Source organism: Amycolatopsis jiangsuensis (genome assembly GCF_014204865.1).
GTDB lineage: Bacteria > Actinomycetota > Actinomycetes > Mycobacteriales > Pseudonocardiaceae > Amycolatopsis > Amycolatopsis jiangsuensis.
Window position 1 is genome coordinate 4665022 of the sequence record NZ_JACHMG010000001.1, and the last position, 26365, is coordinate 4691386.

A 26365-nucleotide genomic window follows, 5' to 3' on the forward strand; every position below is an offset into this window, starting at 1 on the left:
GCGGTCTCGGGCCGCGATCACGTGGCCGTGCCCAGGACGGTGTGCACGATCCCGCGTTGCCAGCCCGGCATCGTGCCGGTCCGGACGTCGGCGAAACCGGCGCGGGAAAGCCGCGAGCAGAGTTCGCCGACACCGTCGAAAGTCAGAACGCTGCGGCGCAGGTGCTGGTAGAGCGTGGCGTCGCCGGTGGCGATCCGGCCGATCGGGATGATGATTCCGGCGCACACCGCCTTCCACACCCATTGCGCGCGTCTCGAATCGCGGACCGAGTACTCGTGCGCCGCGAAACGTCCTCCCGGACGCAGCAATCCGCGCAGGGATCGCAGCTGCGTATCGGGATCCGCGAGGTTGCGCAGCAGATACGCGCTGAAAACGGCATCGAACCGACCGTGCACCGTCGCCAGGTCCTCGACCGGGGTATGCACGAAATTCACGGTGCCGGGCCATGATTTCGTCTTTGCCCTGGCGAGCATCTCGGCGGAGGCGTCGATCGCGGTGATCCGGGCACGGGGCGCGACGGCGAGCAGTGCAGCGGTAGACGCGCCGGTGCCGCATCCGGCGTCCAGAATACGGGGCACGGTCACGCTTTCGGCCAGGAGCCGTCGCGCGGAGATGCGCAAATGCCGGTGGTAGCCTGGGTTCAGGCCGATGAGCCGGTCGTAGGCCGCCGCGTCTCGGTCGAACGCGGCGGGCACCTCACCTCGAGGCAGACCGGATTCGGGCAGGGAACTCATGCACTGTCCTTTCCGGATTCGTCACGCTTCCAGAGCAGGAGTACCGCGGTCACAAGTGCGTAGCCGAACAAGAAGTCTTCGACCGGAATGTCCCACGGGAAGCGCCAACCGGTGATGGCTTCGGGTGCGTACTGGACGATCGGCGCGGACAGCTTGGTCAGCCACCCGTCCACCGGAACCTGGAAGGCGACTGTGATCGCCATCGTGATCCAGTAGGCCGACTGCCGGAACAGCCCGGTGCGCAGCACGAGCAGCTCCGCCGCGACCACCACGAGCACGGCCGCGACTGCGGGAACCGTGTAACCCCAAGGCATCATCGCCGCACCCGCCGATTTCGCCGCACCAGCCGACCGACGCGCACCACCGTCTCGTAGGTGAGCAACCCGCAGATCGGGACCACGACGAAGAACAGCACTTCCTCGAGCGGTATCCCGAACGGAGCACGCACGCCGGAAACGAAGGCCGGGTCGAATCTCCAGGCCTCGGCCGCGATCGCGAGCGCGTCCCAGACGAGGAAGACCACCGCCACCGGGAGCACGGCGCGAGCCAGTCGACGAGGGCGGCGATACACGCGCGAACCGGACAGCTCCAGCGGCAGCGTCACCACGACGCATGCGGCGAGCACGAACAGGTATTGCGCGTGGTTCACGTCAGCTCACCGGCTGCCGGTATCGGGCCCACTGGACTTGGGTGAAGGCGTTGCAGGCGGCGAACAACCGTGCGCGACGCGGTACCCGCACGCGGCCGGCGAACACGTTGTAATCAGCCGCCTCGATACGGTCGAGAATGCCACTGTAGAGCGAGTACGCGGTCGACACGCAGGGGCGTGACACCGGATGCAGCATGGCGATGCCCGGTTTGGCCTGGGCGTAGACGGCCCGGATGCGGGCGGCCTGAGCCGCGATCGCACGCCGGACCGGCGGGTCGATCCGGCGCGTGCGGGCGCACCAGCCGAGCCGATCGCGGTCGACCCCTTCGGCGTCCAGTTCATCGGTGGGCAGGTAGACCCGGCCGCGGGCGAGGTCCTCCGCGACGTCACGCAGGAAGTTGGTGAGCTGGAACGCTTTTCCGAGTGCGGCGGCGTGCGGGGCGGCGTCCTCCCGGCCGACGACGGTACCGAGCACGGGCAGCACCTGCAGTCCGATGACCTCCGCCGAGCCGTACATGTACTCCTCCAGCGCGACACGGTTCGGGTAACTGGTGACCGTGAGATCCATCCGCATCGAGGTGAAGAAGGCGCGAAAGTGGTTTTCCGCTATGCCGTAGCGATTCACAGTGTCGATTACCGCTGTACGCAACGGATCGTCGCTACGTCCGTCCGCCAGGTCGCCGAAGAATCCGTGTTCTGCGTGCCGCAGCTCGGCCGATATCGAGTCCACAGTGGATCCAGGAGTCGGTTCGTCGACGAGATCATCGAGGCGGCGAGCGAAGCCGTACAGCGCGTGAATGGCCGGCCGTTGTGCGGGGGTGAGCATGCGCGTGGCGAGGAAGTACGTGCGGCCGTGCCGTGCGTTGAGTTCGCGGCAACTCTGGTAAGCTCGGCGAAGTTCGGGCCGGGAGATCCCGGCCGCGTCGAGTTCCCGGCGGGTCATCGGAAATCCACCGCCCACCCGCCTGCTGTCCTCATCGGACCCGCTCGGTGCACCGACCCGCCAGTACAGCGAGCGCCGCCGCAGGACGCTGCGGCAGCCCGGCCAGGTCGATCGCTTCCAACGCGCGCCGGACGCGTGCGTCGATGTACTTCTCCAGCTGGTCCGGTGCGCCGGTCTCCGCGAGGAGAACACGCCAGCGGCCGATGGCCGCGTCGTCGACGACATCGAGATCGAGGAGGCCGGCGAGCTCGCCGCGTTGCCGACGATCCGCCATTTCCGCGGCCAGCACCACGACACTGGTCGCCTTGCGTTCCCGCAGGTCGTCGCCCGCGGGTTTTCCGGTCACCGCCGGATCACCGAACACGCCGAGCAGATCGTCGCGGAACTGGAAGGCTTCCCCGAGCACCCCGCCGTAGACGCCGAGCGCGTCGATCACCTGCTGCGGGCAGCCGGCCAGCGCCGCCCCGAATTCCAGTGGCCTGCGTACGGTGTAGTTGCCGGATTTGCGGCGGATCACATCGAGGACGTCGTCCCAGGACGGCAGTTCGCGGGCGTCGTTCACCAGGTCGCAGAACTGCCCCACGGCCAGCTCTGACCGCAGCATGTCGTAGACCGGCCGGGCACGGGCGATGGCGGCAGTGTCCAGTCCGCTTTCGCAGAGCATCCGCTCGGCCCACACGAGCAGCATGTCCCCGGTCAGCACCGCGGCGGACTCTCCGAACCGGGCCGCCGGCCCACGCAACCCGTGTTCCTCGTGCCAGCGCGCGAACTGGACGTGCAGCGCCGGCTGTTTGCGACGCCAGGCGGAGCCGTCCATGACGTCGTCGTGCGCCAGCGCGAAACAATGCAGCAGCTCCAGGTTTCCGGCCGCCCGCAACGCGGCGTCGCTTTCCGGACCACCACAGCACCAGCCGGTGTAGGCGAACATGGACCGGAGCAATTTGCCACCTGCGACAAACTCCGGCAGCACCGTCACCGCCGGGATTTCCGAGGCGCGGCCAGTGAAGTACTCGCGCACCCGATCGGTCACGAAAGCCCGGACGTCGCCGCGGCACCGGCGACGCGACGAGTCCAGCCACGCCGCCGCTTCGGGGGCGTCCGGCTTGGCGATCGACGTCATCGGACTCCTTCGCTGCACTCCCGGTCCGGCGACGAATACCCCTGCCGGTGCCGGATAAACAACGCTGCCGGGGGAATTGCGGGGCGGACGGCACTGGGGCACGATGAACTGTGCCCGAGCACCCGAAATCGGGAGCGTGCCTGATGCTCGTGACGGAACGGATCATCGAACGGTGGCCTCGACGGTGGCCCGTCCAGCCATTTTCCGCACCACCCTGGGCACGCCAGGAGCCGACTTACCGCGACTGCTCGCCGGCGTTGATCGAGGCGGCGGGCAAACGCGCCGCGGCGCGTCCGTCCGGCAACTGGTTCGTCGTGGCCGCGAGCCGGTCGATCCGGCCCGAACGGCCCCGCGGCCTCGCCGTTGGCGGGACCGAACTCGTCGCGTGGCGCGGGAGCGGCGGCGAGGTCCGGATCGGTCCGGGCGCCTGCCCGCATCTGGGCGCGCCGCTCGCCGACGCACGCGTCGACGACGGCGGCCTGGTCTGCCGGTGGCACGGCCTGCGCATCGACGGCGAACAGTGCGGGACCTGGTCCCCGATCCCGGCGCACGACGACGGCGTGCTGGTGTGGGCACGCCTCGATCGGCTCGGCGGCGAACCACCCACCGACCGGCCGGTGGTGCCGCGGCGGCCGGCCGGCGTCCGCGTCGACGCGGTCGCGACACTCCAGGGCACCTGCGAGCCCGAAGACGTCGTGGCGAACCGCCTGGATCCCTGGCACGGCGCGTGGTTCCACCCGTACTCCTTCAGCCACCTGCGGGTACTGGAGGCGCCGCACGGGCTCAGCGCACGGGACGACGAGGACCGGTTCCTCGTGGAAGTGACCTTCCGGATCGCCGGACGGTGGGGCGTTCCGGTGCTCGCCGAGTTCGTCTGCCCCGAACCGAGAACCGTGGTGATGCGCATCGTCGAGGGCGAAGGGACCGGCAGCGTCGTGGAAACCCACGCCACGCCGCTCGGCCTCGGCGCGGACGGCCACCCGCGAACGGCCGTCATCGAAGCCACAGTTGCCGCCTCACCGCGGCCGGGATTCGCGCTGGCAGCCCGGCTTGCGCCGGCGATCCGCCCCCTCATGCGCCACACTGCGACCCGTCTCTGGCGTGACGACCTGTCGTATGCCGAACGCAGGTACGCGCTGCGCGCCGGACGACTGCCCGGTTAGTCCATTGTAGACCGGGTAGGTAACGGCGGGCCCGGCGTACGCGCGAGCAATGCCGCCGCGGCAAGGAGATCCCAGCCCGGTGCGTACTGGTTGCCAGTGGTGTGCCGGGGCGCGTAGCTTTCGTACCGGTCGAGCAGGGTTGCGACGGAGTCGGCTGTCGACCGCAGCGGATGGGTGTCCGGCAGCTCGCAGGCGTTCCGGGCGAGTTCCAGAGTCTGGCCCGGGCCGTCCCCACGTTTGGTCGCTTCGACGGCTGCGGCGAGATAGGTGTGCACGCGTTCGAGCCACGGCTGCTGTCCGCTGGGGCCGGGTGCGGGGCCCAGGTCGAGCAGTTGCTCCTTGGCGACCAGACGAGCGCATTGCCCACCGGCGACTCCCGCGAGCTGGCCCGGGCCGAGGCCGGCGTAGCCGCCGCAGCGCAGCGTCGCGTGCACCGCCCAGACCGGCGTCGAATACGGCAGGTCACTCGCGAGCAGAATCTGCCCGGGCGGCACCCGCGTGCACAATGCGACCAGATCCGAAGCGCTCCACCACGAAGTGTCGAACATCAGCGTGGGGAACTCGGCGGCACGGTCGGCCAACCACTCGAGGTCGGTGAGCGCCGCGTGCGCCAAAACCATGCGCAGCTGCGGGAACCTCGTCAGGAGGTCGAGCAGCCGCTTCCCCAACGGCGGCGTACCCGGTCCGGTGTGAACCAGTACCGGCAGCCTTTCACGTTCGGCGAACGCGTAGAGCGGTTCGAGGCGGTCGTCGAACGGCGAGAAGCCGTCACTCGCCGGGTGCAGTTTGAATCCCGCGGCACCAGCCCGGACGCAACGACGTCCCTCGGCCACCGCGTCCTGCGGACTCAGCCGCGCGAAGGGCACCAGCCGTGGCTCCGCGTCCGCGGCGGCCAGCACCGCGTCGTTCGCCTCTCGGTAGCCGCCGGGTTCGGCCAGCGGAAACATCACCGCGCGTGCATCGACCAACGACAACGCGGCGAGCAGCTCCGCCTCGGTGGCCCGGAATCCGCTCGGGTCGTGCAACCCGAGGTGCGTGTGCACATCGAACAGCCGGACGTCAGGTATCTGCGCGAGCAACTCACGCGTCCACGGCAACAGTAAGTGGTCGGCGTACACCCACACCGGTTACCCGTGGCCCGGCGGCGGAAACGACGGTCGTCACGCCACCGGTCGGCGGCCGGTGCGGGAATCCGTTCGTCCGGCACGGTTTGCCCAGGCCCGCACGGGTTACCCGCTCCGCTGTGCGTCCGGACGGCACCGGCTGGACGCGCCCTGAACGACGAACCGGAGGAACCCGTGAACTCCATGCCGGACAGTCTCACCTTCGTCGGCACCGCCACCACGCTGCTGCGCCTCGGCCCGTTCACCCTGCTGACCGATCCGAACTTCCTGCACCGTGGCCAGTGGTGCTACTTCGGGCAGGGCCTGTTCGCCCGGCGGCGTACCGAACCGGCACTTCAGCCCGCGGACCTGCCGCCGCTGAGCGCCGTGGTGCTGTCCCATCTGCACGGCGACCACTTCGACCGGATCGCACGCCGCGAGCTGCACCCGAACGTGCCGATCCTCACCACCCACCACGCCGCGACCCGCCTGCACCGCAAGGGTTTCGAGAATCCGCTCGCGCTACGGACGTGGGAGCAGCACACTCTCAGCGACGACGGCGCCACGCTCACCGTCACCGCGGTGCCCGCACGTCACGGGCCCGGCTTGATGGACCTCATGCTGCCGCCGGTGCTGGGCAGCGTCCTCGAGTACCGCGCCCGGCCGGACTCGCAGCCGCTGCGGATCTACCTCAGCGGCGACACCGTGATGCACCGCGAGCTGGCCACCATCCGTGAACGGTTCCCCGACCTCGACCTCGCAGTGATCCACCTCGGCGGCACGCGAGCGTTCGGCGTTCTGGTCACACTCGACCACCGGGGCGGCGTCGAGCTGCTCAACCTGCTCCGCCCCCAGCGAACGGTACCGGTGCACTTCGACGACTACGGTCTGTTCCGGTCTCCCCTGTCGGACTTCCTCGGTGAGGTCCGGACGCATCAGCCGCCGACGAAGGTCCACCAGCTGCAACGCGGCGAGTCACTGGCCCTGTGATCGTTCAGGCGAGGAGTTCCCGCAGCCCGGCGATTCCGCTGCTGTACACGCCCTGGGCGAAGGTGCGGTCGAGTTCTGCCTCCTGGCCCGCGTCGGCGTCGTACTCGGCCCACCACTCCACGAAGGTCTCGCCGGTGTCGGTGACCGGGCTGACCCGGACCGTCGAAACGTAACGGCGCACGCCGAACGGATTCGCCCCGGGGAACGTGTAGGTGAGCGTGCGACCGGCGTCGTCGAGGGTGAGCAGCTGTTCGTCGAACGGGTCACCGCCCGCGCCGAGCGTCAGCCTCCGAACGGCTCCGACCTGCCCGTCGACGCCTTCGACGAGCTCACTGTGGCTGACCGCGGGCAGGAAGGCGGACACGTCACCGAAGGCGCGGACCTGGGCCCAGACCTTGTCGACGGACGCGGCGACAACTCCGCTGGCGTACGGGCGCGGCATGGAAACTCCCCAACGTCGGTCGAACGCTCTCGTGCCAGCGACTCGACGGCCGAACCGCACGCAACCAGCCAGAAGCGACGCTGACTCAGTAACCTGGCTCACGCTAACCGCACCGAATCCGAAACGGAAGCTGGTTGCCACGACCGGCCGCATTCACCACACCGAGCGGAGAGAACACCCCACCGAACGGCTGGCGAGCCGCGAACACTCCGCAGGTGCGATGCTGACGCACTTCAAAGTGCCTTTTGTAAGCCCTCGGTCACTCACTCATGATGGTGTTACGCACTAGCAGTGAGGTGAACAGATGGTTGAGCAGCCGGCTCACTCCGAGGGGTCAGCCCGCCGACGCGCCGGCCGACGGCTTGCCCCGGCCGACTCCGGTCAGTTCGCTGGCGGCCCGGTTGCGGGCGATCTCGCTGTGGTGGGCGGCCGCCCAGCCGGCCATCGCCGTCACCGCACCCAACAGGGACCGGCCCAGGTCCGTCAGCTCGTACTCCACTCGCGGCGGGACCTCGGGGTACGCGGTCCGCGTGATCAGCCCGTCGCGCTCGAGGTGCTTGAGGGTCTGGGTCAGCATCCGCTGCGAGATTCCCGCGATGCTCGCCTGCAGGTCGGAATAACGCAGCGCGCCGGCGCTCAGGGTGCTGACGACCAGCACTGTCCACTTGTCCCCGATGCGATCGAGCACCTCACGGATGAAAGCGCTGTCCTCTGGCCAAGTTTGGCACGGACCACTGATTCGTCGCGCTGACGACATCCCACTCGCCTCTCGTCCAGTGTCCAACCGCACTACCAGTTTGTAACACCCAGCCGGCGAATCACACCACTGCACGACAACGAACTCGCTCTGGTCGATCACCGGAACGCGCTCATTACGGAAAGGGAACATCCAGCCATGTCGTACCTGCTTCACATTGATTCCTCCGCGCTCGGCGAGACCTCGGTTTCCCGCCAGGTCGCACAATCCTTCCTCTCGGACTGGAACGGCAAGGTCGTGCACCGCGACCTCGCCGCGGCACCCGTGCCCCATCTCACTGCTGCCGGCATCACCGCCCGCGTGACCGATCCCGCCCGTCACACCGACGAACAGGCAGCCGCGGCCGCATTGCAGGACGAGCTCATCGAGGAATTTCTCGGCGCCAGGGCCTATCTGTTCACGGTACCGATGTACAACCTGTCGATGCCTTCGGTGTTCAAGGCCTGGCTCGACCAGATCATGGTCTTCGGTCGCACATTCAAGCCATCGCCGGCCGCCGGACGTCCGGCAGTGCTGATCTCCGCCCGCGGTGGCAGCTACGGCCCAGGCGCGCCCAACCACGGCCTCGACTACGTCGTGCCCACCACCGAGGCGGTGCTCGGACACGAAAACCAGCTGGGACTCGATGTCGCCACCGTCGTCGCCGAGATGACCATGGCCCCGCACACACCGTCCCTGTCGGACTTTCTCCCGATACACAAGGCGTCCATGGCCAACGCCCACGACCGTGCCCGCAAGCTCGCCGCGACCATTACCACCGCTACCGCCGCCTGACCGCCCCACGGTCGTCTCGCGTGTCACCGGATTCGACACGCGAGACGAGGGCGAGTCGTGGGCGCAAGGACGCATCCGGTACCCCCGGAGCCAACGCGTCACACACTTTCTCACGACCCCCGAACGCAGCCGGAAACTTACGTGACCGTTCGCAGTGGGCTTCTGAGCACACCCGCTCAGATCGGTCAACGGCGCACCTGATAGCGCAGGTGAAGCACCCGGTTGCCCTGAATCATCACGTCAGGATTCTCCAACAGGCGCTGTACATCGACCGACCCGAAATAACGCTTACCGGCCCCGAAAACGACGGGTACGACGTCCATGCGTACCTCGTCGATCAGGCCCGCGGCAAACACCTGGCCACCGACGTCGCCGGCGGAGACCTCGACCATGCGGTCACCCGCGAGCTCCTGCGCCGTAGCCACGGCCGCCTCGACGCCGTCGACGAAGTGAAACGGCGCCTCCGGGTCCCAGCCCTCGGGTGCCGGCCGGTGCGTCACGACGACCACGTGATCGACCCCGCCTGGAGGCTCCCTGTCCCAGCCGTCCGTCATGTCGAAGACGTGCCGGCCGACGATCGTCGCCCCGATCTGGTCCCAGTACGGCCTGGTGTAGTCGTAGGACGTCTGCGACACCGTGAGCGCGCCGCTCTCGTCCAACGGGACGTCACCGCCGGACAACCAGTCGAACAGCGGACCGGGCTGGTCATTCTCATCCGCGACGAATCCGTCCACTGACACCGAGCTGTACATGACCACCTTGCCCACGGGGCTCTCCTCTGCTTCGGGTGCACGCAAACTAGCGTGTCGTGAGCTGCCGTTCTGGTAAGAAATCAATCGGCCGGCAGCGGCCATCGGTCCAGCGCGTGGCCGGGATGTTCGCGCAGGAACCGCCGCCGGATTTCGACGTACCGGGATGGCGTGAGCCCAGTGAGGCCCTTCAACTGCTGTGCCAGATGAGTGCTGCTGACACCGGCTGCCTCGCCGGGGTCGCCGACGGGACACCCCCGTCGGTCGCCGCGATGATGCCGCTCGTATGGCGGACCAGCTCCAGGTGCGTCGCATGCACCGATCCCCCGAAGGCAACCTGGAAACGATTATCACTTACTGGCGACGTGGGGAACTCCGCCGTGTCCTCCAATCGGCCCCACCGCACACGCCCGGCCGACCCACTCGGTAAGCTGTGCGCGAGGGCCGCTAGCTCAGTTGGTAGAGCAAGGGACTTTTAATCCCTGGGTCCAGGGTTCGAGCCCCTGGCGGCCCACTCATTTTAGCCGGCTGACCTGTGGAAACAGTGATACTGATGATCATCGGAGAAATCCGCGGGTCGCGTGTGGCCGGGTTGGCATCTCCGCATCCGAGCCGTGACAAATCGACCACGGCCCTGACGATTCCCCAGCGCCACCCAACGCAGTGCCACTAGTCCTGTTTTTGCAGGTAGACAGCCTGATGACAGTAGGTCGCGGCAATCGGCAGCACGTGGCCGATTGCCACGGCCGACCGCTGGCACGCCGTGACGTTATGTGCCCTGAGGTGTGTCCGAACCGGCACTGCGCGCAGAGCCAGTGAGCGCGGCTTTGAGCAACGGAGCCCAATCGGAGACACCCCTACGACGGCATTTCAGCGTTTTCGCTGGTCAAACCGACAGTCAGCTAGCGAGCCCCGGCGTTTCCCGCGGATTTGTGATCCGTTGCCGACGTTCGGCGCTGGTTGCGTGCCGGGAACGAGACGTCCCGGCTAGGGCGTGTCTCCAAATTTTTGGCTTGGTAGTGGGTGATGATCAGCTGGTGGTTCGTGCTGGTGCGATTTCCGATGAGTTGTGGGAGTTGGTCGCGCCGCTGATGCCCTCCCGGGAGGGGTTGCGGGGAAGGCCGCTTGCTGATCACCGCTTGGTCTTGGAAGGGATCGCGTGGCGATTCCGCACCGGATCGCCGTGGCGGGACCTGCCGGTGGAGTTCGGGCCGTGGCAGACGGTCTGGAAGCGTCACCACCGGTTCTCGATCGATGGCACCTACCAGCGGATGTTCGATGTGGTGCGCTCCAGCTACGGGATCGAGGCCGATAACGATCTCGTCGAATTGCTGTCGGTGGATTCCTCGGTGGTACGCGCGCACCAGCACGCTGCGGGTGCGCCCACGGTCGGTGGCCGGGCCCTGACCTCGGCCACCAGCGGCACAGGGGGCTGCGGCGAATGACACGAATCTGACGGCCGAGCCCGGCGATCACGCGCTGGGACGTTCCCGGGGCGGGCTGTCCACCAAGATCCACGCGCTGGCCGACGCCGTGTGCGACCTGCTCGCGGTGCGGATCCAGGCGGGCGTCCTCGGCCCCGCGCTGGAGGATCAGCTACGCCCGGATGACCTGACGTTGCGGCATTTCCCGCAGTCCTTCGAGTTCTCCTCTCTCGGCGGCTGGTTGGCCACGCGCGCGGGCGGGCATTTCGCCACCGGGCCCACGCACATCGACGACATGGTCGAGTCGATGCACGTGGTGTCGCCGTACGGCGCCGGTGAATCCCGCTAGGTTCCGGGGCCGGCCCATCCCCCGACTGGATGTTCCTCGGCTCCGAGGGCATCCTCGGTGTCATCACCGAGGCCTGGATGCGGCTTCGGACCCGACCGAGTTTCCGTGGTGGCGCAACGGTTACGTTCGCCGACTACGCCGAGGGCGTGGCGGCCACCCGCGCGCTCGCGCAATCCGGGTTGTCGCCGTCGAACTGTCGGCTGCTCGATCCGGCGGAGGCGTTCCTCAACGCGGGCGTGCCGACGTCGGGCGGGGTTCTGCTGCTCGGCTTCGAATCGGCGGACCATCCGGTCGACGCCGCGCTGGCACGGGCGCTTGAGCTTTGTGCGGATCACGGCGGTGTGCCGTCGAAGCGTTCCGACGGCACACCGGGTGGCGGCACGAAGCCGGGTCGCACGGACACGGCGGCGGATTGGCGATCATCGTTCCTGCGCATGCCGTATCAGCGCGACGTCCTCGCCGCGCGGTCGATGATCGTCGAGACGTTCGATACGGCGTACACCTGACGCGCTTTCCCCGCGCTGCACGCCGCCGTCGCCGAGGCCGCCAGATTCGCGCTCGATGCCGTCGGCGCGAAGGGGGTGCTGACCTGTCGGTTCACCCACCTCTACCCGGACGGTCCGGCGCCGTACTTCGGCATCTACGCGGCTGGGCGTCGCGGGGACACCCTGCGGCAATGGGATGAGATCAAGGCTGTCGTTTCCGAGGCGCTGCAAGGGAAAGGCGGGACGATCACCCACCACGCCGTCGGCCGCGACCACCGCCCGTGGTACGACCGGCAACGTCCGGACCCGTTCGCCGCGGCGCTCGCGGCCGCGAAATCCGCCCTCGACCCGGCGGGCATCCTCAACCCGGCGTCCTGCTCCCCGGCTGACACCCGCCGACATCGTCAACTACCGGGCACCACCAGGCCCGCCTCGTAGGCGGCGACGACCAGTTGCGCGCGATCCCGCGCGGCCAGTTTCGCCAGCAGATGACCGATGTGGGTCTTCACGGTGCCAAGCGTGATGTAGAGGTTTCGGGAGATCTCGGTATTGGACAGGCCGCGCGCGACCAATATGAGGACCTCCCGTTCGCGTTCGGTGACGCCGACGGAATCGGACAGGGCGGGGTCGGCGAGCCCTTGCCGCGCGAAGGTGGCGATGAGGCGGCGCGTGATCCGCGGCGCCAGCAGCGCATCGCCCCCGGCGATCACGCGGATCCCGGCGAGGAGGTCGGCGGCCGTCGCGTCCTTGACCTGAAACCCGCTGGCCCCGGCCCGGAGCGCGGCGTAGACGTACTCGTCGAGGTCGAACGTGGTGAGGATGAGGACGCGCACGGCCGGCGTCTCGGCGTCCGCGCAGATCCGCCGAGTGGCCTCGATCCCGTCCATCTCCGGCATCCGGACGTCCATCAGCACCACATCGGGCCGCAGGCGGCGGGCTTGCCGGACGGCGTCGGTTCCGGTTCCGGCCTCGCCCACCGGGCGGAAACCAGGTTCGGCCTCCAGCAACGCACGGAAGCTCTCGCGGATGAGCGCGTGATCGTCGGCGAGCAGCACGCGGATCTCGGCGTCGGTGTCGGGGCTCGTCACGGTGCGGCATCCGAATCAATGTGGGGAATCACGGCGGCTACCTGGAATCCGCGGGCACGGGGACCGACGGCGAGCGTGCCGCCGTAGGTCGCGATCCGTTCCCGCATCCCGATCAGACCGTACCCGCCGCCGGGGCGCCCGCGCGGGATCCGGCGCCCCGGGCCGTCATCGACGACGTCGACGTACACCGCCGCCTCGGCGTCCCGCACGACGATCCGGCACTGCGTGGCGTCGGCGTGCTTGACGACGTTGGTCAGCGCCTCCTGCACCACGCGGTACACGGCGAGATCGACGCCCGCCGAGAGCTCGTCGACGCCGCCGCTGTCCAGGTCGATCGCCAATCCCGGCACGCGGAGCCGGTCCACCAGCGCGGGCAGGTCGGCGACGCCCGGCAGCGGCCCCCGTTCCGCGTCAGCCGCCGCGTCCGGGGCCGGTCGTAGCACCCCGAGCAGCTGGCGGATCTCGCCGATCGCGGCACGACTGGACCTTTCGATCGAGTTCAGCGCCGCCTTCGCGTGGTCGGGCCGTTCGTCGGCGAGGCGCCCGGCAACGCTCGCCTCGACGGCGATCACGCTCATGCTGTGCCCGACGATGTCGTGCAGCTCGCGGGCGACGCGCAGCCGTTCGTCGGCCACCGCTTCCCGCACCGAACGGCGCGCGAACTCGGCCTTCGCCAGGCGCCGCGACCGCACCACCCACCCGGCGGCCCAGGCCGCACCGAGCTGCGCGAGGACGACGCCGAGCTCCACCTGCCACCACAACGGCACCTCGCTGCGGCCGACGTCCCGATCCGCGGGCCGATGGATCCCGTAGAACGCCGGGATCGTCGTGGCCGCGACAACGAGATCGAGAACCAGCACCGACACGGCGACGGCCAGCCGGTCGACCCGGTCGGTCACGGTGTAGGACGCGACGGCGACCGGAACGAAGATCACCCATACCGCCCCGGCGCCGACGACCCCCGTCAACGTCGCCACCACGGCGATCAGCAATACCCACGCCAGCACGGGCACGCACCATCGACGGCGCAGTAGCAACGGCGCGCCCGCGGCCACCCCTACCAGCCAGGCACCCCAGAGCGGTCCCGAATACGCGGGCCCCGGCGGGTCCAGCGAGGTGTACACGGCGAGGAGGGTCGCCGCCGTAGCGATCACGACGTCGAGGAGAACCCGGCCTCGCTCGGCCTGCGGATCGTCGAATCGGCGCACTCCGTCATGCTAGCGCCGGGCGTGCGGCGGCGCGTCCGACCAGGGTCGGAGATGCGAGTTCGGACCTCGGTCCGACGCGCGCGCCATCGGCGGGTGGAACGGTTTCCCGCATGACATCCGGCGGCCCGTTGGGGCGGCACAGTTCCGATCTTCGCGCGGTGGCGGTATTCGCCGTCGCCATCGTCCTCGGCGGCACGGTCGGGTTCGCCGTCGCGGACCTGTCCGGGTTCGGCGACATACGGTGGCTCGGCTCGGAGACCTCCGCCCATACGACGACGGTGGGCGCGCTGGTGGCGGGGGTCCTCGCCGGGCGACTCGTCCTCGGCGGCACCGGCACGGCGTTCACGGTGTCCGCGCCCGAGCCACTACGCGGATGGCCGGGCACCCGGTTCGGCGCGGGTGCGCTCGTCGCAGCGCCGTTGTTGTTGCTCGCCGGCGAGATCCTGCGATCGGGACACCACTACTTCTTTCCGGCGCAGCTCGCGGCCATGGTCGGTTCACGCGGAACGATGCTGACGTCGTACGCCCTGTACACGGCGGGACTGGTGTTGCTGCTACCCGCGTTTCTCGCACTGGCCGGGCAGATCCGGGAACGGCGACCGGGCTTGGCGTTCTGGGCGGCGACCCTCGCCGTCATCGGCGGCACGGTGCGGATCTTCCAGGAGGGCATCAATTTCCTTGCGCTGCAACTGGTCGACGCACAGGGGTTGGACGTAGCCACGACGGCCGTTGGTGACACCTACGGTGCGTGGTACGTGCTGGCACCCCTCAACGGCGCCACCTACATCGCGTGGCCACTGCTGGCAATCGGCGCATACCGGGCGGATGTACTGGGCTGGGTTCCGGCACTGGGTGTGGCGTTCATGAGCACCCACTACAGCGGCGTACTCAAGGGCAGCGACGTCAACACTCTGACCGGCGCCGTGCTGCTCGCCGCGGTGTTCGTACCACTCGGCTTCACCCTGTGGCGCCGAGCAGAACCGCTGTCCCGCAAAGGATTCTGGAGTTCGGTCGCAGCGTTGGGACTGCTCGCCGCACTGTATCTCGCCGCCGTGCTGTCAGACTTCGCCCCAATCGGCTGACGTTTTCCCTTGCAGGTTCGGGGTTTCGGGGCGCGGCACCGTAGTTCTCCGGCCGTTCCATTCCGCTACTCGCCGGGTAGCGTGTGCGCCCGATGCCACCCCTCATCGTCAGTACGGCCGAATCTTCGATACACGCGGAGGTTCGGGCACGACCTCATCGGCAAACGTCACCCACCGACGGCGACACTTTCCCGCGTCGACGCGGGTTTCACAATCGCGCAAACGACGGCGACAGCCAGCCAAACGGTGCCCGGCAACGGAATGGCGGCCGGGCCGTAGTTGACGACAAGGTATCCACCCAGGGCCGCGCCGACGGCGCTGCCGCCGTACAAGCCGCTGATGCCCAACGACATCGCCAACATCGGCTGATCCCCGGCGACGCTCATGATCCCGGCCTGAATGACGGGGCTCAGCGCCCAAGCGAAGATCGCCCACGCCGCGACGAAAACGTACAGCCCTGGCCACGCCACAGGTCGACTTCGGCAGCCGGTCAACGGCCGGTGCGGGGTGCGGGCGCCGGTGATTCGTGGATGGTCAGCAGCAGGTGGTCGAAGCGGGAGCGTTGATGCTTACCGCTGCCGCCGACGGTGGGGAGCGCGGTGACGAGGTTCTCTGCCAGCTGGCGGATCTTGGTGTTGGTCTCCTGCGAACGCCAGCGCAATATGGCGAAGGCTTGGTCGGCGCTGATGCCGTACACCGACATGAGGACGCCTTTTGCCTGTTCGATGGCGGCGCGCGCGTCGACGACGTCGGGTACGGCCTCGTCGAGAACGTGTTGGCGATCCTCGTCGATCAGGTCGCCGTCGAGATCGATGTAGTAGCCGGTGGTGCCGATGACGGTGCCCGCGCCGTCGAAGAGACGATCGGCGACGACCAGAACATGATGCTCGGCACCGCCGGTGCCGATGATCCGATGGCGCCTGCAGAGCGCGTTGCTACCGCATACCGCTTCGTCGAGCGTCCACGCGACCATATCGCGGTCCTCGGGGTGTTTGTGCGTCAACAACAGCTCGGTGGTCGGCTCGACTGCGCCGGGCTCATAGCCGTGCAACCGCGCCACCTCGTCGGACCACGCCCACCACTGGTCTGCGAAACAGAACCGAAAATCGCCGATCGACCGCGGACGCCGGCCGTCATGATGCCCCGCTGTGCGGGCATGGGGGCCCGAGGGAGAAGCAGCGTCGGTCACGACCCCATCGTGCCCGCACATCGTGTCGTGTCCAGCTGGCGACGCGAATCGGTTGGCACCCCACCGGGGGCGCATCCCGCCGCGCTGCGTGGCCCGAACCGTCAGTCGTCGGTCATCTCCTGGAACGCCTTGGCCGCGGGCATCAGCAGCGCGCCCAACCCCACGCCGTGTGGCACCGAGTGCGCGGGGGCGTCCTCGACCATCCGGCGGACCGCCTCCGCGTCCTCGCGCCCGGTATCGACGGCGGCCCTGATCCGGGATGGGTCCGCACCGGACGTGACCCGTAATTCGAGCACCATCGCAGTCGCCTCAACCAGGCCCCGCGAGGCAGGCGCGTGCCCGCGCGTCCGGATAGCGGTACGCATCGCTTTCGTAGCTGGTCGTGTGGACGGCCTCGGCGAGCTGCCCGACGTCCCGGACCTACCACGACCCCACCGGGGGAAGAAGACCTCGGCAACATCGACACCCTCCAGCATCACAACACTGATTACGAAATTGCTGCGGAATGGGGCCACGTTCGGATTTGGTCGGCAGCAGCACCGCAACTCACTTTGACGCCCGAGGCTGGGTAGTTCGCTAGCCAAGTTCGACCGCGTGACCGGCGATCTCGGCGAGTCGGACACCCAGGTCTTTCCGCGCGGACACCCCAATGCTTGAGAAGTCCCACTCTGTTTCGCGAATGCCGTTGGGGTACTTTCTTGTCCATCCCTGAGGAGTGCCCACCGGGCTACTGGTCGTGATGGCACAAATGACCTCACCGGTGGCAACGCGCAGGAGCAAGGATTCCAGATCGACATGCTGGTGCGCGGAACCGTTCATCTTGTCCTCGGGATGGCGGTCGGGGGCGTCATTGAGTTCGCGGGTGACGACCAGGTAGTCCACGTTGAGGGCGGTGTCGACCGCTTGGGGGTAGCGGTCGCCGGCGTTGGCGTCAAGGTTCACGTCAGGCGCAGGGCCGGTAAGACGCAGAACCTCACGAAGGCTCGAGTCCGGCGGACCGACCGCGAGGTCGAAATTCCCGCGCCGGTATGTAGGTTGAGGCGCCTTCGCATAGCCGCTAGGCGGGGCTGTCTCCGGATGCCGTAGATGGGTCTCCATCATGAACGCAGTGTTGTTCTCCTCGGTCTGGGGAGTTTCCCTGACACCGAAGAACCGGAGATCAGGCAGGTGACGGCAGGTCGACGATGTGGCTCGAGGTGGCGGCAGGGTGTCCGCGATGTGCGTCAACTCCTGCTTGATCGCCTGGATTCGGTCGGCGTGGTCGGCGAGGACATCGCGATAGGTGACCGGTTGTAGCGACTTCACGATCCACACCGCCAGAATGGCCACTACGCCGAGAACGGCTAATCGCATCCATCTTCTCGCTGCGGTGGCCACACCCAACTATGGCAGCTTGGCCGGGCCAAAGCTACGGCGCCAAGCGCTGGCGACCTCGATGCTTCCACCGACATGGCGAAACGCGAGACGCCACGAGCAACACCACCGGCGCGGTCTGGCCGACGTCTGATCCTGGTGATTTCCACCCCCTCCCTGCCCGCGTCGACCGGAACGACCGGCGCCTTCCATCAGGAGCGGCTCGCCAACATCCGCGAAACGAGCACACCTGCGGACCAGAGCGAATGGGCCCACACCTGCATCGATCCTCGGCATCGCGCCGCGATTGACGTTCGACGTCTCCATCGGTTGAGACCGGCACCGAATTCCGGCTGCGCACGACCACACGCCGCCGCACCAGCTGACACCGAGCCGGCGGCCACCGCGAAGACCGCCGCCCTGGTGCGAGCCCGCTCGACCGGCGGTCACCAGTCCTTGCAGGCCGTTCCCATGTTCTGGTTGTTTTCCACACGTTTGATCGAACCGCAGCTGCGGATTCCGGCTCCGTGGGAGTAGGTCGCGTTGATGCTGAACTTCTTGTAGCAGCCGTCGCCGGTGCTGCCTCCGCCGCAGATGAGGGTGCTGGACTTGGTCGGCGACGTCGTGGCGAAGTAGGTGAAACTGAACTGCGCCGGCCCTTGGAAGTTGCCGGCCTGCGAAGAGATCGCCACCGAGTCGACGTGGTATCCGCTGCCGAACACCACCATCTGCACCTCGCCGCCGAAGACCGCGAAGTCCTGCACCGTCATCACCCCGGCGTTCGCCGGTGCGGCCGTCATCGCCGACAGGGCCGCGGCAGCGGCAGCCACCCCGAACGCTTTGTTCATCTTGACCATGGTGCCCTCCGCTAGCCGTGGCGGTTCGCCTGAAATGTGGCGGTTCGCCTGAAGTGCCGTGATGCTCACACCGGCGAGCAGGCGCGGGCAAGCTCGGCCCGGGCTTTTCGTGCTGAGACGAAAGGTGGCGACGCCGGCAAGCGGAACGGCACAACGGTGGGCCGCCCGCCGGGTGACGCAGGCGAGCGTCTCGTCGAAGCTCGGTGCCCGGTACTTCACTATCTTGCGAGAGCCAGAACGTCGATGATGGTGTAGGTCGACGGTGTCGACGCGATCTGGTCTCCCAGTCGCGGGAAGGAGCGACCCGGCCATGCTCAAGATCCACTTCACGGATGCGGACCTGGAGAGGGTGACCATCGCCGCTGACGCCGACCCGATGTGGGAGTTGCTCACGAGCAGCTACCGAATCCGGCGGCCGGAGGGCGAAGTGCTCTTCGGCCACTGGCGGCGGGAGTCTCGCTCCGCGGTCTCCGAAGCAGGTCGTCTGCTGATGTCGGCCGTACCTGCCTATGGCTACTGCCCCGACTTTCTCACTCCGGCCGGGACGCGCTCCATCGGTGATGGCGTCGCCGCCGTGCTCGCAACACCGGAGCGAGCTTTGACCGCCGACATTGCCGAGCTGGCCACCCAGGGGGCCCGAGTTCCGTCTTGGTTGCGACGCGTAGCCGACGGTGACGCGTGGCAACTTCGCCGGCTCGGCGTTGCCCTGCACGACTACTATCAGCAATGCGTGGCTTCGACCTGGAGCCGGATCCGGCAGGTCGTGGCCCACGATCGACTGCGACTGCGGTCGAACCTGAGCCGCGGCGGACCCCAGCTGCTGCTGTCGACGTTGCACCCCGACATCACCTGGACACCTCCGGTGCTACGGGTACGTTTCCCGGTCGAGCAGGATCTGCACCTCAACGGCCGCGGTCTACGGGTGATCCCCACCTTCTTCGGGCACGGCACGCCGACCACCTACAAGGATCCGGCCATGTCGCCGGTGCTGGTCCAGTCACTTCTTCACCAGCGCTTCGACCACGACGCCGAGCCCGGGTCGTCGCTTGCTGCCCTGCTGGGCCGGACGCGGGCTCGCGTCCTGGTGAGGATCGCGATCTCGCAGTGCAACACCGGCAAACTGGCCGAGCTGATCAACATCTCCCCCGCCACCGCCAGCCAGCACGCTTCGGTGCTGCGTGCGAGTGGACTGATCACCAGCTACCGCGCGGGGAAGGAACAAGTCCACGAGGTCACCGAACTCGGGCTGAGCGTCATCCGGGCAGGCTAGTGCTGTCCCCCGGATGGTTGTTCCGCCCAGCCCGGTGAGCGGCTCCCGCTGCGGGTTTTCGAGAAAGCGCGCGCTTCACGCGCTGCTGGCAAGATCGGGCCTATGACCTACGTCCGCTACGAGGCTGACCGAGCGAGCCCCGGGAAGGCTCCGACCGGCATCTTCGGACTGGCCAACCGGCTCGCTCGCACCGGCCAGCTGTCCTCGCAGGACTGGGCTTTCTGGCGGGCCGGCAATGACTGGTTCGACGCGGCCTATCCGGATCCCGCAGCTGTGGATCCGACGCTCTTCGACAAGGCCGTCAACCCTGTCGTGTCTTGCTGGTTCAAGGAATCCACCGCCGGCCACCTGCTTGCCAGGGTGCCTGGTCACCTCGCCTTGCTCGACCGGTACGGCGTTGGCTGGGTCGAACGGAGATCACCAGACCCCGGCGTCGTCCTCTATCTCGACGACGTGCAGATCGTCGTGCGGCCACACGAAAAGCAGGTCACCGCACGTGAGTCCGGCAACGGCGGGCAGACTCGGCGTGGACGGTCAGGTCTCAAGGGCGGACCGACCGAGTAGCCGGACCGCGTTCTCCGAGGCCGAGCCCTCGGCTGTGGTGACGACGATGAGGGACTGCTCGGGTGTGCGGGCCGGTAGCAGGACCTGCTGCGCGACCGTGACCGCGCCGACCAGGGGGTGGCGGAGCTCATACGCATCGGCTTCGCACGGCTTGACGCGGTGGTCAGCCCACAGGGCCACGAACTCCGGGCTCTTCATGGACAGCTCTCCGATCAACGCGGCCAGCAGCGCGTCTTCGGGATGACGCCCGGCGACGAGCCGCAGGTTGCCGACCATCGCGCGTGCTTTGCGGGGCCAGTCGACGTAGAGATCACGCGTGTGCGGGTCGAGGAACAGCAGGCGGGCCAGGTTCGGCCGATCGTCCGGACAGTCCGGCGCGTCGCGGTCGAGGTGTCCCGCCAGCAGTGCGTGTCCGAGGGGGTTCCACGCCAGGACGTCGGTGCGCCGTCCGAGAACCAGTACCGGCGTGGTTCCGAACGAGCGCATCAGGTCACGCGTGGACGGGTCGAGCCGTTCTTCGGCCGGCCGGCGCTGCTGCCGGGGACGACGCGCCGCCAGCTCACGCAGATGGTCCCGCTCGTGGCTGTCGAGCCGGAGGGCGCGGGCGAGGGCGTCGAGAATGGCGCCGGACGCGTTGACCGACTGCCCTTGTTCCAGGCGCGTGTAGTACGACACGCTCACGCCCGCCAGCTGCGCGAGCTCCTCCCGGCGCAGCCCGGCCACGCGCCGGCGTTCGGGGTACGCGGGCAGGCCGACGTCCTCAGGACCGACCCGATCGCGGCGCGCCCGCAGAAACTCTCCCAGCTGGCCGTCGACGTTCATTCTCCCAGTATGCGCGTTGCGCCGGCGGCGAACCTGTCCCCGCGGTGGGTAGGCAAACGCAGGGCTGGCTGGTGCCCTACGGCGAGCCGCAGGCTGGCGGAGACACCAACGCACTTCGGGAGCTGACATGCAGGAAATCGTGCTGGGGGACGTCACGGTCACCCGGATCATCGAGTACTTCGGTTCGGTCGAGATGTCACCGGACACGTTCTTTCCCGAGAGCACCGGGGAGTCATGGCGCGAGCACGAGCACTGGCTGGCACCGGACTTCCTCGACCCGGAGACCGGCATCTGCGTCACAGCCATCCAGACGTGGCTGTTGCGCAGTGAAGGCAAGACGATCCTGGTCGACACCGGGGTCGGCAACCACAAGGAACGGCCGTACTCGCCGGTGTGGAGCCACCTGAGCACCGGCTTCCTCGGCAACCTCGCACAGGCCGGGGTCCGGCCAGAGGACGTCGACCTGGTGATCAACACCCACCTGCACGTCGATCACGTCGGCTGGAACACCTACCTCGACGACCGTGCCTGGGTGCCGACCTTCCCCAACGCCACCTACCTCATGCCCAAGGCCGACTTCGACTTCTGGAATCCCGCCAACGGCCACCAGCCGAACCTGGGCCGGGGCAACCAGAACGTCTTCGAGGACAGCGTCGCCCCGGTGCACGAGGCCGGGCGGACGCTGCTGTGGGAGGACAGCCACCGGATCGACCGGAACCTCACACTGGATCTCGCGCCCGGGCACACCCCCGGCTCGTCGGTGCTCACCCTCGCATCGGGCACCGACCGTGCGCTGTTCGCCGGCGACCTGCTCCACACGGCCCTGCAGTTCGTCGAGCCGGACACGAACAGCTGCTTCTGCGAGGACCCAGCGCAGGCCAGAGCCACCCGGCGACGGCTGCTGGGCTGGGCGGCGGACGAGAACGCGCTCGTCGTGCCCGCGCATCTCGGCGGTCACGGGGCCGCCGAAGTCGTCCGCGAGGGCGACCGGTTCGCCATCAAGGAATGGGCACCGTTCACCCGCCTCTGACCGCCGAACAGGAAAGGAGAACCGGGTGTCCGACCCGATCGTCACCACCACCGAGGGCGCGGTCCGCGGCCGCGCCACCGACCTCGCACACGTCTTCCTCGACATTCCCTATGCCGCACCGCCGACCGGTGCGGGCAGGTTCGCCGCCCCCGTCCCGCACGCGCACTGGGCGGGTGTCCGGGACGGGACGCGGCCGGGACCGACCGCTCCCCAGCCACGCCGGGACAGTTTCGGCGCACTGGACATGTCGGTCTACTTCGGACCGGGCTGGGTACCCGGCGACGACTACCTCACCGTCAACGTCTGGGCGCCGCCGGACGCCGGGAACAGCCCGGTCATGGTCTTCGTGCACGGCGGTGGGTTCAGCGCCGGCTCCACCCGGTCCGCCCTTTACGACGGAACGGCGTTCGCCCGCGACGGCGTGGTGCTCGTGACCCTCAACTACCGGCTGGGCATTCCCGGCTTCCTCGATCTGCCCGGCGCGCCGGCCAACCGCGGACTGCTCGACGTCGTGGCCGCGCTGCGCTGGGTGCGCCGCAACATCGAGGCGTTCGGCGGTGATCCCGGCAACGTCACGCTGTTCGGCCAGTCGGCGGGCGCGACGATCATCGGCGAGGTGCTGGCCACTCCCGACGCGGACGGCCTGGTCCGTCGCGCCATCATGCAGAGCGGCAGTGGCCTTGGCGCATTCTCCCGGGAACAGGCGTCACGGGTGACGTCCGCCGCGGCGGACGCGCTCGGCATCGAGCCGGTCGTCGCGGATTTCGCCCGCGTTCCGGACGAGCAGTTCGTCGAGATCATGCCGAAGCTCGGTGGCCTGGATCTGCGGACCAGCACCGGGTTCGACCCGCTGCTCGGGCTCAGCACGTTCAGCCTGGTGCTCGACCGGCAACCCGCCGAAGCCGTCGCCGCGGGCGCCGGTGCCGAGGTCGCGCTGCTCGTCGGCACGAACACCGAGGAAGGCAACCTCTACCTCGCGCCACAGGGAAATCTGACCACCTCGACGATCGAGGACGTGCACGCCACCGCAGCCAAAGCACACTCCGATCCGGACGCGGCGGTGGCCCGGTACCGGGCCCGGCACCCAGAGGCGAGCCTCGGCGAGCTGCGTTCGGCGATCATGGGCGATGCGCTGTTCGGCGCGGGAAGCCGCCACCTCGCCGAAGCACACGCGACCCACCGGCAAACCCGTACCCACACCTACGAGTTCGCCTGGCGATCGTCCGCAGTGGACGGTCAGCTCGGGGCCGCGCACACGGTGGAGCTGCCCTACGTGTTCGATCTGCCGGACCTTCCCGCCCTGCACGGCTCCCGCGGGCTGCTCGGTCCCGCCGAGGCTCCGGCGGGACTCGCCGCACGCATGCACGGGGCCTGGGTGGGTTTCGCGCGCACCGGTGACCCCGGCTGGCCCGAGGCGGAGACCCGCCGCTTCAGCGAGCCGGACTGATCCGGACCTCCGGTGAGAGCCGCCGCCACGGCAGGTCTGCCGGATCGGCGGCCATCACCCCCGGCGACTTCGCGACGAGGACGTGCGCGGCCATCGGCGCGAAGTCGCCGCGGAAGTGGACGGAGCTCTTGACGACGACGATGCGCTGACGCTCCGGCTCGATCCCGACCATGCGGAACAGGTTGCGGTCGAACATCTGCGTGCGCCCGCTGGTCACGCCGATGCGGACGGCGCCGCTGCGCAGACAGGCCGAGGCGCCGAGGTCGACGACGTTGCCGTGCATCATGGGCCCGTCGAACCGGCAGCGGCCGTCGGAGAGGTGTTCCACCACGAACCGGCCGCGCACCGGGGTGTCGCCGGGAACGGCCGGCTCACCGCCGAGGTCGAGGGTCAGCGTCGCCCCGACCCCGGCAGCGTGGGCCGCGGCAGCCGCGGCCGGGTCGGTGAACAGGCCGATCGCGGCCGGGCCGCAGTCGGCGGCGAGCAGCGCCTTGAGCAGGCCCGTGGTCCGTGCGGTCCCGCCGGCACCCGGATTGTCCTGGGTGTCGGCGATGACGACCGGTCCCTCGACGCTGAGCCGGATGGCGTCCGCGATCGCCTCCTCCGGGCCGGGCAGCGCCACCGCCCAGTCCGATTCGAGGCTCGTGACCTGCTCATGGACCCGGTCGACCTGCTCGCGCACGCCGGCGGTGCCGTACCCGAACACGACCGGTCCGCAGTCGGGGATGTCGGCGGCGGGGAACCCGGCGGCGAACGAGAGCCCCTCCGGCAGCGCCCCGTAGACCGACCCGGCGGGCTCGAGGTCCGTGCAGCCGGCATTGATCGGAATCAGGAAAGGCACGCGTTGCCACTCCGGCTTCAGCTGCTCGCCCGCCATTCGCCGGGCCAGCAGCCGCGCCGCGCGACGCCCGGTCTCGGCCATGTCGACATGTGGGTAGGTGCGGTAAGCGATCAAGGCGTCGGCCGCGGCGAACATCCGCTCGGACAGGTTGGCGTGCAGGTCCAGGCTCGCCACGATGGGCACGTGCCTGCCGACGATCGCACGCAGGCGGGACAGCAGTTCGCCCTCCCCGTCGTCGTGGTGCTCGGTGACCATGGCGCCGTGCAGATCCAGGTAAATCCCGTCCGGTGCGCCCTCGCGGGCAGCCTGGAGGATTTCCCCGGTGATGCGCTCGTAGGCGTCCGCGGTGACCGGACCGGACGGCGAGGCCGCCGCCCAGATCACCGGCTGCACGGTCACGTCGTGCAGCGCGCTGAGGAACCCGCCGATCGGCAGGTTCACCTTCGCCAGCCCCAATACGTCATCACCGCGGCGCAGCGCCGGAAATCCTTCCCCGTTCTCGAAGTTGGCGTAGCCGGCTGGGGCCGCAGCGAACGTGTTGGTCTCGTGCTGGAAACCGGCGGCAAGGATTTTCATCGTGTTTCGCTTCCGACGCGGGTGAACAGGATGAGCAGACCGCCGAGCGCCAGCAGGGCGACCATCGACAGCAACCCTGCCTCGGTACTCCCGGTGGTCTGTTTGACGTAGCCGATCAGCGTCGGGCTGAAGAACCCGCCGAGGAGCCCGATGCTGTTGATCAGGGCGATGCCGCCGGCGGCGGCCGTGTTCGCCAGATAGCCCGAGGGAATCGCCCAGAAAATGGTGTAGGACACCCACATCATCGCCGTGGCCACCACGATCGCGGTCATCGACACGGGGAAGGACGAGGCCGTGAAGGCGGCGACAGCGAGCGCCACCGCGGCCACGAGCGCCGGGATGGCGCTGTGCAGACGGCGTTCACCGCGCCGGTCCGACGAGCGCGACACCACGAACATCAGCACCAGCGAGACCGCGTACGGCACCGCGGTCCACAGTCCGATGTGGACTGCCCCGGAGATTCCGTTCTCCTCGAGGATGGTCGGCAGCCAGAAGCTCACCGCGTACAGACCGCTGATGAGGCAGAAGTAGCCGAGCGCCAGCAGGTAGACCTTCGGGTCCGCGAGCACCCGGCGGAAGCTGTGCTGGCGCGTGGTTCCGGCCGGTGCCACGTCCGCGGCGATCCGGTCCTTCTCCGCTGCGCTGAGCCACCGGGCGTCCGCGGGCCGGTCGGGCAGCACCCGCCACACCACGAACGCCAGCAGCACGCACGGCAGTCCTTCGACGAGGAACATCCACTGCCAGCCGGCGAGCCCCGCCGCGCCGTCGAACGAGGTCATCACGAACGAGGACAGCGGGCCGCCGATCATCGAGCCGAGCGGGCCCGGGATCATCAGCACCGACATCGCCGTGGCCAGGCGGGCGGGCGGGTACCACTGGGTGGCGTAGAAGATGATGCCCGGCGCGAACCCGGCCTCGAACACGCCGAGCAGGAACCGCAGGACGTAGAAGCTGCCCGCGTTGTGCACGAACAGCATCGCGGCCGAGGTCAGGCCCCACAGCAGCATGATCCGGAACACCGTCTTCCGGGTGCCGATCCGCTGCAGCAGGAGGTTGCTGGGCACCTCGAACAGGACGTAGCCGAGGAAGAAGATACCGGCGGCCAGCCCGTAGACCGATTCGCTGATCCCGACGTCGGTGGTCATCTGCAGCTTGGCGAAGCCGATGTTGACCCGGTCGATGTAGGCGAAGACGTAACAGATCACGAGCAGCGGCAGGATGCGCCAACCGACTTTGCGGTACAGCACGTCCGGTACGACCCTCTCGCTGGTGTGCACCATCGACACTCCTTGGTCCGATCGACTTCCCAGTAGGGTGCACAAAAGTCCGCAGTTTCCCCGGATAATGATGGATAAG

The 26365-nt window shown here is 68.5% G+C and carries 29 protein-coding genes, 1 tRNA gene and 2 pseudogenes; 12 read left to right on the plus strand and 20 right to left on the minus strand.

All coding sequences use genetic code 11. The features are described from left to right. Positions 1 to 17: 17 nt before the first annotated feature. The 5 genes from BJY18_RS20825 to BJY18_RS20845 are packed head-to-tail and all read right to left on the minus strand — an operon-like array spanning position 18 to position 3446. Positions 18 to 734, minus strand: coding sequence for a class I SAM-dependent methyltransferase (locus BJY18_RS20825; protein WP_184781547.1), 717 nt, complete (start codon positions 732 to 734; stop codon positions 18 to 20). Next, a complete protein-coding gene (locus tag BJY18_RS20830) occupies positions 731 to 1051 on the minus strand; it encodes a lycopene cyclase domain-containing protein (RefSeq protein WP_184781548.1) in 321 nt (106 codons plus the stop codon). The genes BJY18_RS20825 and BJY18_RS20830 overlap by 4 nt, the downstream gene beginning before the upstream one ends. Continuing rightward, entirely contained in the window at positions 1048 to 1383 is a 336-nt protein-coding gene (locus BJY18_RS20835) for a lycopene cyclase domain-containing protein (protein WP_184781549.1), read from the minus strand. Before BJY18_RS20835 ends, BJY18_RS20830 begins: the two co-directional genes overlap by 4 nt. Position 1384: 1 nt before the next feature. After that, positions 1385 to 2326 (minus strand): phytoene/squalene synthase family protein, encoded by a 942-nt coding sequence (locus tag BJY18_RS20840; protein ID WP_184781550.1) that lies wholly within the window; start codon positions 2324 to 2326, stop codon positions 1385 to 1387. A 31-nt stretch (positions 2327 to 2357) separates the two neighbouring features. Continuing rightward, entirely contained in the window at positions 2358 to 3446 is a 1089-nt protein-coding gene (locus BJY18_RS20845) for a polyprenyl synthetase family protein (RefSeq protein ID WP_184781551.1), read from the minus strand. Positions 3447 to 3589: 143 nt separating this feature from the next. Here BJY18_RS20845 and BJY18_RS20850 point away from each other — a divergent pair, with 143 nt between their 5' ends. Next, positions 3590 to 4609, plus strand: a complete 1020-nt coding sequence (locus BJY18_RS20850) for a Rieske (2Fe-2S) protein (RefSeq protein ID WP_184781552.1) — start codon at positions 3590 to 3592, stop codon at positions 4607 to 4609. Here BJY18_RS20850 and BJY18_RS20855 read toward each other — a convergent pair. After that, entirely contained in the window at positions 4606 to 5727 is a 1122-nt protein-coding gene (locus BJY18_RS20855; RefSeq protein WP_184781553.1) for an amidohydrolase family protein, read from the minus strand. The genes BJY18_RS20850 and BJY18_RS20855 overlap by 4 nt on opposite strands. Positions 5728 to 5916: 189 nt before the next feature. On the opposite strand from BJY18_RS20855, the gene BJY18_RS20860 reads away from it, so the two are divergent. After that, positions 5917 to 6702, plus strand: a complete 786-nt coding sequence (locus tag BJY18_RS20860) for an MBL fold metallo-hydrolase (protein ID WP_184784750.1) — start codon at positions 5917 to 5919, stop codon at positions 6700 to 6702. 4 nt (positions 6703 to 6706) lie between these two features. On the opposite strand, the gene BJY18_RS20865 is transcribed toward BJY18_RS20860, so the two are convergent. Further along, entirely contained in the window at positions 6707 to 7144 is a 438-nt protein-coding gene (locus BJY18_RS20865; RefSeq protein WP_184781554.1) for an SRPBCC family protein, read from the minus strand. A 334-nt stretch (positions 7145 to 7478) separates the two neighbouring features. Beyond that, positions 7479 to 7832 (minus strand): winged helix-turn-helix transcriptional regulator, encoded by a 354-nt coding sequence (locus tag BJY18_RS20870; protein ID WP_312873908.1) that lies wholly within the window; start codon positions 7830 to 7832, stop codon positions 7479 to 7481. 207 nt (positions 7833 to 8039) lie between these two features. Between BJY18_RS20870 and BJY18_RS20875 the strand changes: the two genes are divergently transcribed. After that, entirely contained in the window at positions 8040 to 8675 is a 636-nt protein-coding gene (locus tag BJY18_RS20875; protein WP_184781556.1) for an FMN-dependent NADH-azoreductase, read from the plus strand. A gap of 185 nt (positions 8676 to 8860) precedes the next feature. Here the strand turns inward: BJY18_RS20875 and BJY18_RS20880 are convergent, their stop codons facing one another. Then, a complete protein-coding gene (locus BJY18_RS20880; protein ID WP_184781557.1) occupies positions 8861 to 9442 on the minus strand; it encodes a dihydrofolate reductase family protein in 582 nt (193 codons plus the stop codon). A 65-nt stretch (positions 9443 to 9507) separates the two neighbouring features. Further along, a pseudogene (locus tag BJY18_RS36980) lies at positions 9508 to 9728 on the minus strand (helix-turn-helix domain-containing protein); the annotation flags it as partial. A 137-nt stretch (positions 9729 to 9865) separates the two neighbouring features. On the opposite strand from BJY18_RS36980, the gene BJY18_RS20885 reads away from it, so the two are divergent. The 4 genes and pseudogenes from BJY18_RS20885 to BJY18_RS20895 all read left to right on the plus strand — a co-directional run bounded on the left by BJY18_RS20885 (position 9866) and on the right by BJY18_RS20895 (position 12120). Beyond that, positions 9866 to 9938 (plus strand) — tRNA-Lys (locus BJY18_RS20885). A 577-nt stretch (positions 9939 to 10515) separates the two neighbouring features. Further along, positions 10516 to 10869, plus strand: a complete 354-nt coding sequence (locus BJY18_RS20890) for a transposase (protein WP_376774764.1) — start codon at positions 10516 to 10518, stop codon at positions 10867 to 10869. Positions 10870 to 10957: 88 nt separating this feature from the next. Beyond that, the gene (locus tag BJY18_RS36985; protein ID WP_312874114.1) at positions 10958 to 11197 is read left to right on the plus strand and encodes an FAD-binding protein; all 240 of its coding nucleotides are present in this window, start codon (positions 10958 to 10960) and stop codon (positions 11195 to 11197) included. Between the two features lie 77 nt (positions 11198 to 11274). Then, positions 11275 to 12120, plus strand: a pseudogene (locus tag BJY18_RS20895) (FAD-linked oxidase C-terminal domain-containing protein). Here BJY18_RS20895 and BJY18_RS20900 read toward each other — a convergent pair. Both BJY18_RS20900 and BJY18_RS37805 read right to left on the minus strand, forming a co-directional pair. Next, a complete protein-coding gene (locus BJY18_RS20900; protein WP_184781559.1) occupies positions 12087 to 12770 on the minus strand; it encodes a response regulator in 684 nt (227 codons plus the stop codon). The pseudogene BJY18_RS20895 and the gene BJY18_RS20900 sit on opposite strands and share 34 nt — an antisense overlap. Continuing rightward, on the minus strand, positions 12767 to 13978 hold the full coding sequence (locus tag BJY18_RS37805; protein WP_221457879.1) for a sensor histidine kinase: 1212 nt from the start codon (positions 13976 to 13978) through the stop codon (positions 12767 to 12769). The genes BJY18_RS20900 and BJY18_RS37805 overlap by 4 nt, the downstream gene beginning before the upstream one ends. 110 nt (positions 13979 to 14088) lie before the next feature. Between BJY18_RS37805 and BJY18_RS20910 the strand changes: the two genes are divergently transcribed. Beyond that, positions 14089 to 15060, plus strand: coding sequence for a hypothetical protein (locus BJY18_RS20910; protein ID WP_184781560.1), 972 nt, complete (start codon positions 14089 to 14091; stop codon positions 15058 to 15060). 167 nt (positions 15061 to 15227) lie between these two features. Here BJY18_RS20910 and BJY18_RS20915 read toward each other — a convergent pair whose 3' ends face one another. The 5 genes from BJY18_RS20915 to BJY18_RS20935 form a co-directional block, all read right to left on the minus strand. Continuing rightward, the gene (locus tag BJY18_RS20915) at positions 15228 to 15530 is read right to left on the minus strand and encodes an MFS transporter (protein WP_184781561.1); all 303 of its coding nucleotides are present in this window, start codon (positions 15528 to 15530) and stop codon (positions 15228 to 15230) included. A gap of 20 nt (positions 15531 to 15550) precedes the next feature. Further along, entirely contained in the window at positions 15551 to 16249 is a 699-nt protein-coding gene (locus BJY18_RS20920; RefSeq protein WP_221457880.1) for a PAS and ANTAR domain-containing protein, read from the minus strand. A 101-nt stretch (positions 16250 to 16350) separates the two neighbouring features. Next, complete coding sequence (locus tag BJY18_RS20925; protein ID WP_184781563.1) at positions 16351 to 16548, minus strand: hypothetical protein; 198 nt, start codon at positions 16546 to 16548, stop codon at positions 16351 to 16353. A gap of 277 nt (positions 16549 to 16825) precedes the next feature. Continuing rightward, a complete protein-coding gene (locus BJY18_RS20930) occupies positions 16826 to 17626 on the minus strand; it encodes a hypothetical protein (protein ID WP_184781564.1) in 801 nt (266 codons plus the stop codon). 422 nt (positions 17627 to 18048) lie between these two features. After that, the gene (locus tag BJY18_RS20935; protein WP_184781565.1) at positions 18049 to 18678 is read right to left on the minus strand and encodes a hypothetical protein; all 630 of its coding nucleotides are present in this window, start codon (positions 18676 to 18678) and stop codon (positions 18049 to 18051) included. Between the two features lie 91 nt (positions 18679 to 18769). Between BJY18_RS20935 and BJY18_RS20940 the strand changes: the two genes are divergently transcribed. Beyond that, the gene (locus BJY18_RS20940; RefSeq protein ID WP_184781566.1) at positions 18770 to 19729 is read left to right on the plus strand and encodes an ArsR/SmtB family transcription factor; all 960 of its coding nucleotides are present in this window, start codon (positions 18770 to 18772) and stop codon (positions 19727 to 19729) included. Positions 19730 to 19831: 102 nt separating this feature from the next. Further along, positions 19832 to 20293, plus strand: coding sequence for a hypothetical protein (locus BJY18_RS20945; protein ID WP_221457881.1), 462 nt, complete (start codon positions 19832 to 19834; stop codon positions 20291 to 20293). On the opposite strand, the gene BJY18_RS20950 is transcribed toward BJY18_RS20945, so the two are convergent. Further along, positions 20264 to 21115: a helix-turn-helix transcriptional regulator gene (locus BJY18_RS20950; protein WP_184781567.1), complete on the minus strand. Its 852-nt coding sequence runs from the start codon at positions 21113 to 21115 to the stop codon at positions 20264 to 20266. The two genes, BJY18_RS20945 and BJY18_RS20950, sit on opposite strands and share 30 nt — an antisense overlap. Before the next feature lie 127 nt (positions 21116 to 21242). Between BJY18_RS20950 and BJY18_RS20955 the strand changes: the two genes are divergently transcribed. After that, positions 21243 to 22145, plus strand: a complete 903-nt coding sequence (locus BJY18_RS20955; protein WP_184781568.1) for an MBL fold metallo-hydrolase — start codon at positions 21243 to 21245, stop codon at positions 22143 to 22145. A 25-nt stretch (positions 22146 to 22170) separates the two neighbouring features. Next, positions 22171 to 23592, plus strand: coding sequence for a carboxylesterase/lipase family protein (locus BJY18_RS20960; RefSeq protein WP_184781569.1), 1422 nt, complete (start codon positions 22171 to 22173; stop codon positions 23590 to 23592). Here the strand turns inward: BJY18_RS20960 and BJY18_RS20965 are convergent. Together BJY18_RS20965 and BJY18_RS20970 are read right to left on the minus strand one after the other, a co-directional pair. Then, positions 23576 to 25009 carry a M81 family metallopeptidase gene (locus BJY18_RS20965; protein WP_184781570.1) on the minus strand — a complete coding sequence of 478 codons (1434 nt, stop codon included), beginning with the start codon at positions 25007 to 25009 and terminating at the stop codon, positions 23576 to 23578. The two genes, BJY18_RS20960 and BJY18_RS20965, sit on opposite strands and share 17 nt — an antisense overlap. Continuing rightward, a complete protein-coding gene (locus BJY18_RS20970; RefSeq protein ID WP_184781571.1) occupies positions 25006 to 26289 on the minus strand; it encodes an MFS transporter in 1284 nt (427 codons plus the stop codon). The genes BJY18_RS20965 and BJY18_RS20970 overlap by 4 nt, the downstream gene beginning before the upstream one ends. Positions 26290 to 26365 lie beyond the last annotated feature (76 nt).